Here is a 13,297-nt window from a genome sequence, read left to right as displayed (position 1 = left end):
ACGCCTTCGGTGACGCCGGCCACGCCGGGATGCTCGTGCAGCGCCACCCGCCTGAGCACCGGCCGCACCAGGTGCGGGCGCAGCCGGTCGAGCCGGTCGGCGATGTAGGGCACGACGTGCTCGAGGGCGAAGCCCGGGTTCGTGGACGGCATGACGACCTCGCCCAGCTGGATGTTGCAGGTGGGGCACCACGTCAGCACCCGGGGGATGCCGGTGGCGGCGAACCCGGCGACGGTGTTGCCTCCGACCCGGCCGGCGTTCCGCGTGTCGCCGGCGCGGAACTGGATGACCCCGCAGCAGTTGGCCGGCCCGCCCAGGACCTTGTAGCGCGTCCCGATCCGATCCAGGACGTCCAGGCAGAGCAGCGCGATGTGCGGCGTCTTGAGCACGTTGCAGCCCAAATACATGACGACGTCGGCGGGCACGCGCTCGGTGGCCTGCGCCGAGCGGGTGACGTCGCTGACGAAGGCCAGCGGCAGCTGCAGCCGCGACAGCACGCGGACCCCCTGGGACATCGCGTGGAAGGCCTTCTGCCCCGTGGCGTGGCGCTCGGCCTCCGTCTTGCGCTCGTTGAGCTTCACGCGGGTCATGGCCAGCATGAAGCGCGGGTTCACGCCGTCGTTGCAGGCGGTGAGGCAGCGGCCCGAGCCCGTGCACGTCTCGGCCCACCGGGACCCGCGACTGCCCGGCGCCCCGTCGCCCCGCAGCACGTCGAGGACTTCGGCGACGACGGCGCCGGGATCGCTGGCGTCGATCCCGGCGGGCCCCACAGTGGGACAGACCTCGACGCAGCGCCCGCACCGCGAGCAACTCTTTAGGATCTGCGCGACCCGCGCGTCGAGGCTGGCCACGAACGCCGCTTCACGCTCGCCCATGCGCCCTTTACTCTACCCCGAGCCGGGAGGCTTCAGGAGGTACAGAGATCCGACCACGCTGGGCGCGTACCGGCCGGGGGCGAAGGCCTGGGCCAGGGCCGTCTTGGCTCGCCACCCGGTGCAATGGCCGGGCGCGACCACCCGCGGTCGGATTCGCTCGACGAGATCGCCGACCGTGGCCGGGATGCGGCTCTCCATGGCCTTGCCGCTCAGGTGGAAGCCGCCCAGTACCACGTCGATCGGGGTGTCGGCGAAGGCCGTCTGGGCACCGCGGCAGGCGTTCACCACGCCGGCGTGGGAGCAGGCCGAGAGCAGGCTGACGCCGCGGCCACGGACGCGGGCCGCCACGAAGCGCTCGTCGAGGATCAGCGGGTCGGCCTCTCCCTTGTCGCCCCGGAACGTATGGTGGCCGACGAGCCCGGTCTCGTAATCCGTGACCCGCTCGATGAGCCCGCTTCCGAACAGGAAGCCGTCGCACAGCAGGTGGGCGTCCGCGTGCGTCGCGATTCGCCCGCCCGCCGCTTCGATGGCGGCGAAGGTGGGCTCCTCCGGGAGCATGATCATGGTGCCGCTGGGAAGCAGCACGCCACGCTGGTCCGGCCGGTCGGGGTGCAGATCCACGAGGGGCGCCGGCAGGCCCGCACGTTTGCGCGCCTCGGCGACGGCCGCGACGACCTCGGGCAAGGCGCCGCTGTGGTCGGCGTGCCAGTGCGACAGGAACACGGCCTCGATCTTCGCCGGGTCGATGCCGAGCCGGGCGGCGTTGCTCTTCCAGAGGTCGCCGTAGGGCCCCACGTCAAAGAGCAACGTGTGCTCCCGGTCGGCGCGGCGGGCGGTGACCAGCACCGACAGGCCGTGACCGGCGCAGCAGAGGCGGTCGAAGACGACCTTGCAGGGGTGTCCCTCGTAGTGCCGGCTGGCCGGCAGGCGCGAGACGAGGTGCGCCAGCTCGCTGAGCTGCGGCACGTCGTCCGCGATGCTGGACAGCGTGTCCGTCTCGTTGTCCACGACGACGAGCAATCGCAGCTCGTCCAGCTCCACGAGACCGGACGGCATGGGCGGACGGTATCACAGCCGCTCCGGCCGCGCACGGAGACCGCCGAGCGGGCTACTGTTTCGGGCTGGGCAGGCCTTGCACCCGCGCCGGCGCCTCCGCGGCCGTCCTCCGCTCCGCGTCCTCCAGCCGCACCCGCCGCATGAGCGGCAGCAGGAAGAGGATCAGCACGAAGAGCCAGGACAGCAGGCGGAAGTCGTCGGCGAAGGCCAGGAGCTGAGCCTGGTCCACGGCTTCGCGGTAGAGGGCGACCAGCGCCTGCCGCCCCGCGGTGACGGTGTCCGAGCCCTGGGCGGCGAAGTGCGCCGCCCACTCGGCCAGCCGGGCCGCCGCCATCCCGCTCGTCAGATCGATGTTGGACACCAGCGTCTCCTGGTGGTACTGGCTGCGGCGGGCCAGCAGGGTGGTGATGATGGCGATGCCCATGCTGCCGCCCACGTTGCGGACCACGTTATAGGCCGCGGTGGCGTTGCCGAGCCGATCGAGGCGGACGGTGGACAGCGCCAGCGTCTGCAAGGGCACGAACACGAACCCCATGCCGAGGCCCTGGAGGAAGCGCGGCCAGGCCAGGCTCCAGTAATCCATGCCCAGGCTCAGGTGGGCCATCCACGTCAGGGCGATCACGTTGAGCACGGCGCCGCCGGCCAGGAGCAGACGCTGGTCGACCCGCGCCACGAGCCGGCCGGCGGTGACCAGCGAGATCATGTTGCCGAACCCCCCGGGGGCCAGCACCAGCCCCGAAGTCCAGGCATCGTAGCCGAGCAGTTTCTGGGTGAAGAGGGCCAGAAGGAGCATGCTGCCGTAAAACGTGAAGCCGGCCAGCGCGATGATCAGCGAGCCCAAGGCGAAATTGCGGCCGGTGAACACGGTCAGGTCGAGGATGGGCTCCGCGGTGGTGAGCTCGCGCACCACGAAGGCGAAGATGGCGACCAGCGCCACCAGTCCCAGGGCGACGATGAGGTCGGAGTCCAGCCAGTCCTCCTGCTCACCCCAGTCGAGCACGAGCTGCAGGCAGCCGAAGCCGATCAGCATCAGGACGAGCCCGATGACGTCCACCCGGCCCGGCCGGCGCGTGTGCGGCGAGTCGAACAGGAAGATGATCCCCATGATGAAGCCGAGGACGCCGACGGGCAGGTTGATGTAGAAGATCCACCGCCACGACCAGTCGTCGACGATCCAGCCGCCGACGGTCGGGCCCAGAATCGGTCCCATCATGACGCCCGTGCCCCAGACGGCCATGGCCATGCCGCGCTGCCGCAGCGGAAAGATCTCCCACATGAGCGCCTGCGCCATGGGAATGATGGGGCCGCCGCCCAGCCCCTGGATGGCGCGCATGAGGACCAGGAACTCGAGATTCGGGGCCAGGCCGGACAGGAGCGAGCTGACGGTGAACAGCGTCGTGCAGATCAGGAAGAAGCGCTTGCGCCCGAGCAACGTGGTCAGCCACCCGGTCGCCGGGATGATGATGGCGTTGGCCGCGATGTAGGAGGTGAGAACCCAGGCCATCTCCTCCACGCCGGCCGACAGCGCCCCCTGCATGTGGGGCAGCGCCACGTTGATCACGCTGGTGTCGAGGATCTGCATCACCGTGATGAGCATCACGGTGACGGTCGTCATCCACTTGCGGAACGGCGAGAGCGCGCTCTCGCTCGGGGCGGCGGGAGGCGTCGTCTACTCCGTGCGGATCAGGTAGCGGCCGTGGTCGTCCCGGCCCAGCGCCTTGCCCTCGCGGAGGGTCCCCCAGGCCTGCAGGATCGTCCGGTACTCCACCTCGTCCAGCTCGCGCAGGAGCTCGTAGAAGGTGCGCGGCCGGGCCCGCAACAGCTCGGTCATCCGCGCCACCACGGCCTCGCCCGTCATCGATAGTCCTCGAGCTTCACCTCGTCGACCCAGGCGTGCTTGATCCGCTCGTAGTACACGGGCGGGATGCCCTCGGGGATCGTGGCGTCGATGCCCATCTTGGCCGTCATGGGAAGCTGCCCCTGGGCGAGCTCCCAGGGGCGCACGCTGGGATCGACGTGCTTGGCCTGGGCACCGCTGAAGATGATGACGTCCTTGTCGGCCTGAACGCGGAACGTCCGCGCCCACTCCACCTGGACCGGATCCAGGATGTCGACGTCCTCGTCCACGACCAGCGCGTGCTTGGTGTCGGGCAGGGCCAGGATCGCCATGAGCGCGTTCTTGCCGCCGCCGGCCCGCTTGCGGATCGACGCCATCACCGACCAGCGGCAGGCGCTGCCTTCGGTGACCGCGACCTGTACCACGTCCACCCCCGCCGTTTTGAGGACGTTCCAGACCTGGGCCTCGGTAGCGGCCGCCCCCAGCCAGGCGTTCTCCCACGGCATCTGCAGCAGGTGGAAGACCGGCTCGCGCCGCCGCGTGACGGCCGTGACCTTGAACACCGGGTTGCTCTTGAGGTCTCCGTACATGCCGGCGAATTCCCCGAAGGGGCCCTCGTCCTCGCTCCAGCCGATCGGCAGCAGCTGGCCCTCCAGCACGATCTCGGCGTCGGCGATGACCGGCACGTCGACGGTCCTGGCGGCGAGCAGAGGGACCGGCGCGCCGTGCAGGCCTCCGGCGATGGCCATCTCGCTCACCCCGGGCGGCGCCTTGTAGGCGGCGCTCAGGATCTCCAGCGGGTGGACCCCGAGCGAGACCGTGATGGGCAGAGGCCGGCCTTCCGCCAGGCAGCGCTCGTAGAGCCGGCGCAGGTCCGACACCGTCACCAGGTCGATGCCCGTCTCGTCGCGGCAGCGATACATGAGCCGGTACACGCCGGCATTGAGCCCGCGGTCGGGACTCCTGGCCATCACGACCCCGGCGCTGATGTAGGGACCGCCGTCCTTCTCGGCGAGCAGCGGGATCGGCAGTTCGGTCAGGTCGACTGCCCGACCGGTCTGGACCACCTCCTGGGCGGGCCCCGCCTCGACCATGACGGGGTCCATCATCCGGCGCAGGCCGGCGGCGAAGCGCGTGCCGAGCTCGTTCTCCGCCCAGCCCAGCGCGGCAGCCAGGCGCTGCCGGTTCCAGAACAGGCCCCCGGCCACGCGGACGTCGAAGCCGCGCACGCGCTCGAACAGCACCGGACGGTCGGCCTTCACCACCAGCGCAGAGAGGTGGCGGGCATCGACGTCCTTGGCGATCCTGAGCATCATGCCGTCGGCGTCGAGGCGGGCCAGCGTCTCGCGGAACGATTCGCGCATTACCGGCTCAGCTGCCAGGGGCCGGGGCGGAGGCGGGGCCTCGCCGACGTCGCCGCCCGCCACGGCGGGAGCGGCGCCGCCGTTTCTGCGCTTGAGGCGCGCCGGCCTCGGCCGACGCGGCGGTGGGCTCGACGGTGGCCGGTGCCTCGAATGCCTGCGGTTGACGGCCATCCGTCGATGGCTCAGCCAGCGAGATCATCCCGGTCGGGCTGACCGACAGGTCGCGCATCCGCCTGAGCCGCGTGATGAGCCTCGGCGAGCCCGGCGGGCGGCTGAACCCGCGCGTCTTGAGGGCATTGGCCACGGTGTCGATCAGCACGCTCCCGCTGGGGGAACGCCGGGCCAGCTCCCGCACCAGCTCCACGACCTCGTCGTGCGGCGCCGTGTGCGCTCCCGCCTCGCCCTCGGGGACCGCGGCCGGGGTCGCGGGCCGGCCGTGCGCCGGTGCGTGGTGGGCAGCGGGCTCCCGATGCCCAGGGCGTCGGCCGCGGCCGCGGCGTGAGCGTTCGGCCGCTGACTGCGTCTTGGCCTCCGCCACCGCCGGGGCGCCCGTGAGCGCCCGGTACGAGATCCGGCGGAAGGCGATGCCCAGCGACACGGCCACGTCGCCCACGGCGTCGAACGCCCGGTCCTCGGAGACGATCTCCAGCATGTCACCGGGACGAGCCCCGGCCATCCAGACCCCTGCGCTCACCGCGATCCGCAGGTCGCTCCAGTCGCGGACGCCGGTGGAGGGCGCGCTGTGCACGAGCTGGGCGCCGTGGTGGGCGAGCAGACGCCCGGTGTCCGGGCCGATGACGCGCCAGTTGCCGACGGCGACGAACTCGGTGCGGCAGCCGACGCGATCGATGGCGAGATGCTCGAGCATCTGACCGACGTGCTCGGCCCGGCTCGTGTTCTCGACGTCGAAGAAGACGGCCCGGCGCGTCGAGGGCAGCGGCGGCGGGGGCGGGGGCGGCGTTACCCGCGCGGCGAACGCCGGCTCCGGCGTCGCCAGGGGGACCTGCAGCTCTGGGACGCCCGACGGGACCTCAGGCTCCGCAGGCGCCGTGGGCTCGCTCACGGCCGCGGCGGGCACGGTGGGCTCGGCGCTCCCCGGCTCGGCCACGGTGGGCGCGGCGATGCTGGGCGCAGCCGGGATCGGCCCGGGGGCGGAGGGCTCGGCAATACGCTCCGGCTCTATCGACTCCGGAATGTCGGGCGCAGCAGTCGGCGCCGGCAGCCTGGAGGCTGCCGCGGCCGTTCGACGACGCGCCCGGCGGCGGCGTGTGTCAGCACTGGGACGAGCCATGGCTGCATGATAACCGCTCGGCTCGTGGAGCGGGACTTCGATCGGGACGCCGCGCCGCGGGACCGTTCAGGCGACGGGCGGCGGCGGCGCCGGGGGTGGCGGGGTCGGCGGACCGGGCGGTGGCGGCGGCGACGGCGGATCGGGCGGCCGGGGCGGCTGCGGGGGTGGCGGCGGCTGCGGCGGAGGGGGCGGACGGCGGGTCATAGCCGGCTCCCTTCGCCCGCCCCCGAGGTGCCGGCCGGGCGCGGCGTCGGCGTCGCGGCGGGAATCAGGCGGCGGTCCCACAGTAACGAGCCAGCGCCGTCGAAGATCCGCACCGTGAGCGCGTGCGGCTCGATCTCGACCTCGCCGAACGTCGCCCTGCCGCCGGCGGCGAAGAGGACGCGAGAGCCGAGGTCGCCATCCGGCGTCCGCGAGCGCTTGGGCCGCGCCGCCAGCGGGCCGGCGATCAGCTCGTAGAAGCGGAAGCCGGACCAGGGCTCGTGGGCGGCGACCAGGGCGAAGTGCACGTCGGCCACCAGGAATACGACGTTCGCGACGCCGCGGTCGCGGAGGTCGTGCAGGATCGCGTCGCGCTCGTCCGCGAAGCCGGTGGTGAGCACGAGCAGGTCGGCGGCGGCCCACGAGTCGCCGCACGGCCAGCCCTTCGTGATGGACACGGGCACGCTGGAGGCGACGAGTTTCCAGAGGGCGCTCGACGTGGCCAACCCCTCCGTCAGCCAGCGGCGCTGGCGCTCGCCCAGCATCGTCTTGTCAGGGCCGTCGCGCCGGCAGTTCCCGCTCCGATACTGCCGCGTGTCCAGGATGAAGATCTCCGCGAGCGAGCCGTGACGGAACCGCCGATAGAGGCGGCGCGGCTCGCCGGCCGGCGTATCGATGGGCCAGTAGTCGACAAACGCCTGCCGGCCGACCGCCATCAGCTCCTCCTCGGGACCGGCGAAGTTGTTCCGCACATCGTGGTCGTCCCAGGTGGCCCAGACCGCGGTGCCGGTGAGGAAGCGTTGCATGGCCGGGTCCTGCCGGGCGTACCGATGCTTGGCGTGGAACTCGGCCAGCGTCCGCGCCACGAAGTCGCCCCCGGGCACGATCCCGTCGCCCGCGCATCGATGATCGGCGTAGATCGTGTCGCCCAGGAAGAGGAAGCGCTCCGGCCGCCGCGAGGCCATCGTGTCGAAGACGGCGTACCCGCCCTCGGTGGGCCGGCAGAAGCCTCGGGCCCCCAGGTCCCCGCTCCACAACAGCCGGAGCGGCGCCGGGCGATCCGGCGCCGGCGCGGTGACGAAGTGCCCGGTGACGGCGGCGGCGCCGGCGTGGAGCCGATAGTCGTAACGGGTGCCGGGGGTCAGGGCGTCGAGCCTCACGCGCGCCGTGAGGTCGCGCCCGGGCCACGGCTCGATGACCAGACTGCGCCGCCACGCCGGCTCGGCGGTGGTGAGCTCGAGCCTCAGCGGCCCGGCCGTAGGCCCGCGAGCCCACAGGACGGCGGCGGTGTCGGTCACGTCGCCCACGGCGACCAGCGGCGCCGACGCTGGTGACCAGGCGCCGGATGCGCCGAGGGACAAGAGTCCCACGGCGATGGCGGTAAGCGCCGGCCAGATCCTCACGAACGCACGCGGCGCAGCGCGTCGGTGAAGATCTCGACCGCCTCGTCGATCTCGTCCCCCGTGGCCACGAGCGGGGGCAACCACCGGATCACGTGCTCTCGATATCCACAGGTGAGCAGGAGAAGGCCTCGCTCGAGGCACGTGCGCTGCACGCGCTTGACCAGCTCGCCGGCCGAGGCGCCAGCGACATCCCGGAATTCGATCCCAACCATGAGGCCGAGGCCGCGGAGGTCTCCGATCGCCGGGTGGTCGTGTTGCACGCTCTGCAGCCGCTCCATGAGGCGCTCGCCCATGCTCGCCGCGTGCTCGATGAGCTTCTCGTCCCGGAGCACGCCGATCGTGGCCACCGCGGCGGCGCAGGACAGCACGTTGCCGCCGAATGTCGTGCCGTGCGAGCCGGCCGGCCACCGGGCCATGAGGTCCGCCCGGGCGGCGATGGCGCTCAAGGGCAGGCCGGAAGCCATGGCTTTCGCCATGATCAGGATGTCGGGGCGCGTGTCCGAATGCTCGACGGCGAAGAACCGTCCCGTACGACCGAACCCTGTCTGCACCTCATCGGTGATGAGCAGGATGCCGTGCTCGTCGCAGATCTCGCGGAGGGCGGGCAGAAAGCCGGCCGGCGGCACGACGTACCCGCCCTCGCCGAGGACGGGCTCGACGAGCATGGCGGCCGTGTCTTCGGGTGCCGTCTGGGTCTCCAGCAGGTGGCGCAGCTCGCGCAGGCACCAGGCCAGCGTGGCGTCGGGGGCCCAGCCATAGCGGTAGGCATATGGAAAGGGGGCCGGGACCACGCCCGCCATGAGCGGCTGGTAGCCGGCCCGGACTATGCGTTTCGAGGTCGTGAGGCTGACCGCGCCCAGCGTCCGGCCGTGGAAGCCCCCCTGGAAGACGATGACGTTGGGGCGCCCCGTCGCCCGGCGAGCGAGCTTGACGCTGGCCTCCACCGCCTCCGCGCCGCCGTTGGCGAAGAAGAACGTGTCGAGCCCTTCGGGGACGACGCGCCGCAGCTCGCCGATCAAGGCAATCATCGGCTCCTGGAAGACCACGTTGATCTGCGCATGCAGCAGCCGGCCCGCCTGCTCCCGGATCGCCTCGACTACCCGCGGGTGACAGTGCCCCGTATTGGTCACGCCGATCCCGGAGGTGAAATCGAGGTAGCGACGGCCGCCGGTGTCGTAGAGAAACGCGCCCTGACCCCGCGCCGCCACGAGGTCAGTGAAATTGGGAAGAACGGGAGCCAGGCCGGGGATCATCGCTCGCCTCCGATGTGGAAGGTTCGCACCAAGCCGGTCACACGTCGAGCAGCATTCGAGCCGGGTCCTCGAGCTGCTCCTTCACCCGGACGAGAAAGCGCACCGCCTGCTCGCCGTCGACGAGCCGGTGGTCGTACGAGAGCGCGACGTACATCATGGGGCGAACGACCACCTGACCGCCGGCGGCGACCGGTCGCTCCTGGATCTTGTGCATTCCCAGGATTCCGGATTGGGGCGGATTGAGCAGCGGCGTGGACAAGAGCGAGCCGAACACCCCGCCGTTGGTGATGCTGAAGGTGCCGCCCGTGAGGTCGTCCGGCTTGATCTTCGCCTGGCGCGCCCGCTCCGCGAGATCGCCGACGGCCCGCTCCAGCTCGGCGACGGTCAGCGTGTCGGCGTTCCGGATGACCGGCACCACCAGGCCGCGGGGCGTGGCCACCGCCACGCCCATGTGCACGCGGCGATGATGGAGGATATCGGTCCCCTCGATCCGGGCGTTGAGGACCCGGAACTCCCGCAGGGCGAGCACGGTGGCCCGGATGAAGAGGGACATCAGGCCGAGGTCGACGCCGTGCTTGGCCCGGAACCGTTCGCGGTAGCGCGCCCGGACCGCCTGCAGCTCGCCGAGGTCCACCTCGTTGAAGGTGGTGAGGATGGCCGCCTGCCGCTGCGCCTCGACCAGCCGCGTGGCGATGGTCCGGCGGATCTCGGTCATGGGCACGCGCTCGATCTCCGCCTCGACGGGCCGGGCCGGCTCGCCGTCGCGCCCGCCGTCGCCGGCCGGTCCGCGGGGCGGTGGCGGCGGCGCCGGGCGCGCCACCGGCGCCGCGGGAGCCGCAGTCGGCGCCTCCGCCCGCGCCTCGGCGTCTGGGCGGGCTGCCGCCATCGAGGGCTGGGTCTCGACGGGCGGCGGGGCCGGCGCGGGGGGCGGAGTTCGCTCGGCCGGCCGAGAGGGCGCCGGAGCGGCTGCGGCCTCGGCGATCTGCGCCACCACGGCGCCCGCCGTGACGCGGGCGCCGGCCGGCTGCAGGATCGTGAGCCGGCCGCTGGCCTCCGCCACGATCTCCATCGCCGCCTTCTCGGTCTCGATTTCCAGGATCGGCTCGTCGGCCCGGACGTGCTCGCCGTCTTGCTTGAGCCATCGGGCGAGGACCGCCTCGGTCACGGACTCGCCCAGCGGAGGAATCGTGACATCGATCACGCTGCGGCCCTCACTTTCCGAGCGCCCGCTCGACGATCGCGGCCTCTCCGTCCTGGTGGACCAGGTAGTTCCCCGTCGCCGGGCTGGCCGCCTCGTCCCGGCCGACATACGCGAGCCGTCGCTGGGGACCCAGCGCCTCGGTGAGGAGCGGCTGGACGAATCGCCACGGGCCCTGGTTGGCCGGCTCTTCCTGGGCCCAGACGACATCGGTTGCCGCAGCGTAGCGGCGAATCACGCTCTCGAGCTCGCCGGCCGGATAGGGGTACAGCTGCTCGACGCGGACGATGGCCGAACCGCCGTCCGGCCGGGCGGCCCGCGCGGCGTCGAGCGCGTAGAAGAGCTTGCCCGAGCAGAGCACCAGGCGCCGGACACCGGCGGCATCGCGGGCCGCATCGTCATCCAGCACCAGACGAAACGAGCCCGTGGCCAGCTCGTCGAGCGTGGAGACCGCCCGCGGGTGACGCAGGAGGCTTTTCGGTGACATCACGATCAACGGCTTGCGGAACGGCCGCAGCATCTGGCGTCGCAGCGCGTGGAAGATCTGGGCCGGGGTCGTGGGGTACACGACCTGGATGTTGCGCTCGGCCGCCAGCTGCAGGAATCGTTCGAGCCGCGCGCTGGAGTGCTCGGGTCCCTGCCCCTCGTAGCCGTGCGGCAGGAGCAGCACGAGGCCGTTCATCCGCTGCCACTTCGACTCGGCGCTCACGATGAACTGGTCCACCACGACCTGGGCGCTGTTGATGAAGTCGCCGAACTGCGCCTCCCACACGACCAGGCGACGGGGGTCGGCGGTGGCCATCCCGTACTCGAATCCCAGCACGCCCGCTTCGCTGAGGGCGCTGTTCACCGCCTCGAAGGCTGCCTGGCCGGGCGCGATGTGGTTGAGGGGCACGTGCTGACGCCCGTCCCGGGCGTCGAAGACGGCGGCGTGGCGCTGCGTGAAGGTGCCCCGGACGGAGTCCTGGCCGGACAGCCGGACGGGAATCCCGGCCTGCAGCAGGCTGCCGAACGCCAGGAGCTCGGCGGTGGCCCAGTCGATGCCCGCGCCGCCCTGGATACGCTCCCGCCGCTCCTCGAAGAGCTTCTTGACGCGCGGATGCGGGGTGAAGTCCTCGGGCAAACGGCACAGGGCGTCCGCGATGTGCAGGAGGGCCGTCCGGTCGACGCGCGTGTCGGCGCTCCAGTCGTCGCCGGCCCACCCCAGCCCGCTCCACACGCCGCCGAAGGCGAAGATCTGCTGGCGCGGCTTGTCGCGTCGGGCCGTCTGCAGCGCGGTGTCCAGCCGGGACCGGCGCCGCTCGCGAAGCCGGCGCAGCTCGGTCTCGTCGAGCTCGCCGCGCTCGGCCAGCCGCTTGCGGTACAGCTCGACCACGGACGGGTGATTGCGGATCTGCTCGTAGACGACGGGTTGGGTGAGCGTCGGGTCGTCCAGCTCGTTGTGGCCGTGACGTCGATAGCAGACGAAGTGGATGAAGACGTCACTCCGGAATTGCTGTCGGTAGTTGATGGCCAGGCGGGCCGCCTGCACGCCGGCTTCGGGGTCATCGGCGTTCACGTGGAACACCGGCGCGTGGAGCATGTGGCCCGGATCGGATGGATAGCGCGTGAACAGATACTCGGGCGGCGACGTCGTGAAGCCGATCTGGTTGTCGATGATCACGTGCACGGTCCCGCCCGTGGTGAAAGCGGGCAGCGTCGACAGTGCGAGCGTCTCGTACACGATCCCCTGGCCCGTGAAGGCGGCGTCCCCGTGGAGCAGCACGGGCACCACGCGCCGGCGCTCGGCGTCGCCGTGATATCCCTGCTTCGCGCGCACGATGCCCTCGACGACGGGGTTCACCGCCTCGAGGTGGCTGGGGTTCGGGCTCAGCGAGAGGTGGATCGGCCGCCCTCGCCGCGTCCGGCGGTCGTGCGAGTACCCCAGGTGGTACTTGACGTCGCCGTCGCCCTGGACGTCCTCGGGCAGGGGCGCGCCTTCGAACTCGACGAAAAGCATCTCGTAGGGCTTGTTCAGGACGTGCGCGAGCACGTTGACGCGGCCCCGATGGGGCATCCCGAGCACCATCTCGGCCACGCCCCGCCGCGCCGCCTCCTCGCCCAGCTCGTCCAGCAGCGAGATGAGCGACTCGCCGCCTTCCAGCGAGAAGCGCTGCTGCCCCGGATAGCGCGCCTGCAGGAAGTGCTCGAACATCTCCGCGCCCAGGAGCTGCTCGAACAGCCTGCGCCGGTCCTCGGCCGCGAGCTCCGGCCGGTTGCGGCGCGGCTCCATCCGGGCCTGCAGCCAGGCGCGGCGCTGCCGGTCCGAGATCCCCATGTACTCGACCCCGAGCGTCTGGCCATAAGTCTCGGCGAGCGCGGCGAGGAGCTCCCGGATCGGGCCGCGCTCACCGCCGCGGAACGGCGCCCAGTCGACGACCCGGTCCAGATCCGCGCCCACGCCCAGCTCGTCCAGCGTGAGCAGCGGATGGTGCCGCGGGCTCTGGCCCAGCGGGTCCAGATCGGCCACGAGATGTCCCAGCTCCCGGTAGGAGTGGACGAGGTCCCGCACCAGGTCGCCGATGCCGTCCTCGGCGCGCCGGCCGGGCTCGCGCCCCGGCGTCGTCGCGTCCCGGCCCATGTCGTAGCCCGAGAAGACGCGGGCCCACTGTTCGTCGACGGAGGCCGGGTCACGTCGGTAGTCGCGGTAGAGCGACTCCACGTACTCCATGTTCATGCGGGCGAGATCGTCCAGCGATACCATGCCGGGCAGCTCCTTCTCGTACCGAGAGATTACCAAGCCGGGCGAGCCTCTGCCCGCTTCACTGGCCAGGCACACG

The 13,297-nt window shown here is 71.8% G+C and carries 10 protein-coding genes; all 10 read right to left on the bottom strand.

Features of this window, described 5'->3' with window-relative positions:
- Positions 1 to 875 (bottom strand): (Fe-S)-binding protein (locus VFR64_09005; protein ID HET9489875.1); only part of this gene is annotated, 875 nt, incomplete at its 3' end.
- Positions 876 to 887: 12 nt separating this feature from the next.
- Positions 888 to 1,931 (bottom strand): MBL fold metallo-hydrolase, encoded by a 1,044-nt coding sequence (locus VFR64_09000; protein HET9489874.1) that lies wholly within the window; start codon positions 1,929 to 1,931, stop codon positions 888 to 890.
- A gap of 52 nt (positions 1,932 to 1,983) precedes the next feature.
- Complete coding sequence (locus tag VFR64_08995) at positions 1,984 to 3,546, bottom strand: DHA2 family efflux MFS transporter permease subunit (GenBank protein HET9489873.1); 1,563 nt, start codon at positions 3,544 to 3,546, stop codon at positions 1,984 to 1,986.
- Positions 3,547 to 3,600: 54 nt separating this feature from the next.
- Positions 3,601 to 3,789 carry a hypothetical protein gene (locus VFR64_08990; protein HET9489872.1) on the bottom strand — a complete coding sequence of 63 codons (189 nt, stop codon included), beginning with the start codon at positions 3,787 to 3,789 and terminating at the stop codon, positions 3,601 to 3,603.
- Positions 3,786 to 5,132 carry a UbiD family decarboxylase gene (locus VFR64_08985; GenBank protein HET9489871.1) on the bottom strand — a complete coding sequence of 449 codons (1,347 nt, stop codon included), beginning with the start codon at positions 5,130 to 5,132 and terminating at the stop codon, positions 3,786 to 3,788. Before VFR64_08985 ends, VFR64_08990 begins: the two co-directional genes overlap by 4 nt.
- Before the next feature lie 7 nt (positions 5,133 to 5,139).
- Positions 5,140 to 6,240, bottom strand: coding sequence for a hypothetical protein (locus tag VFR64_08980; GenBank protein HET9489870.1), 1,101 nt, complete (start codon positions 6,238 to 6,240; stop codon positions 5,140 to 5,142).
- Positions 6,241 to 6,623: 383 nt separating this feature from the next.
- Positions 6,624 to 8,027, bottom strand: a complete 1,404-nt coding sequence (locus tag VFR64_08975; GenBank protein ID HET9489869.1) for an alkaline phosphatase D family protein — start codon at positions 8,025 to 8,027, stop codon at positions 6,624 to 6,626.
- Positions 8,024 to 9,277, bottom strand: a complete 1,254-nt coding sequence (locus tag VFR64_08970) for an aminotransferase class III-fold pyridoxal phosphate-dependent enzyme (protein ID HET9489868.1) — start codon at positions 9,275 to 9,277, stop codon at positions 8,024 to 8,026. The genes VFR64_08975 and VFR64_08970 overlap by 4 nt, the downstream gene beginning before the upstream one ends.
- 40 nt (positions 9,278 to 9,317) lie before the next feature.
- Entirely contained in the window at positions 9,318 to 10,481 is a 1,164-nt protein-coding gene (locus VFR64_08965; protein HET9489867.1) for a 2-oxo acid dehydrogenase subunit E2, read from the bottom strand.
- Between the two features lie 10 nt (positions 10,482 to 10,491).
- Positions 10,492 to 13,257, bottom strand: coding sequence for a 2-oxoglutarate dehydrogenase E1 component (locus tag VFR64_08960; protein ID HET9489866.1), 2,766 nt, complete (start codon positions 13,255 to 13,257; stop codon positions 10,492 to 10,494).
- Between the last annotated feature and the right edge of the window lie 40 nt (positions 13,258 to 13,297).

This window comes from Candidatus Methylomirabilota bacterium, assembly GCA_035709005.1.
Classification (GTDB): domain Bacteria; phylum Methylomirabilota; class Methylomirabilia; order Rokubacteriales; family CSP1-6; genus 40CM-4-69-5.
The sequence above is the reverse complement of the archived record's forward strand: the minus strand, read 5'-3'. Positions and strand labels throughout refer to the sequence as shown.

Bases quoted from the DNA above. Each gene is read 5' to 3' on its own strand.
- VFR64_09000 (HET9489874.1), bottom strand. From the start codon at position 1,931: ATGCCGTCCGGTCTCGTGGAGCTGGACGAGCTGCGATTGCTCGTCGTC.
- VFR64_08995 (HET9489873.1), bottom strand. From the start codon at position 3,546: ATGACGACCGTCACCGTGATGCTCATCACGGTGATGCAGATCCTCGAC.
- VFR64_08990 (HET9489872.1), bottom strand. From the start codon at position 3,789: ATGACGGGCGAGGCCGTGGTGGCGCGGATGACCGAGCTGTTGCGGGCC.
- VFR64_08985 (HET9489871.1), bottom strand. From the start codon at position 5,132: ATGCGCGAATCGTTCCGCGAGACGCTGGCCCGCCTCGACGCCGACGGC.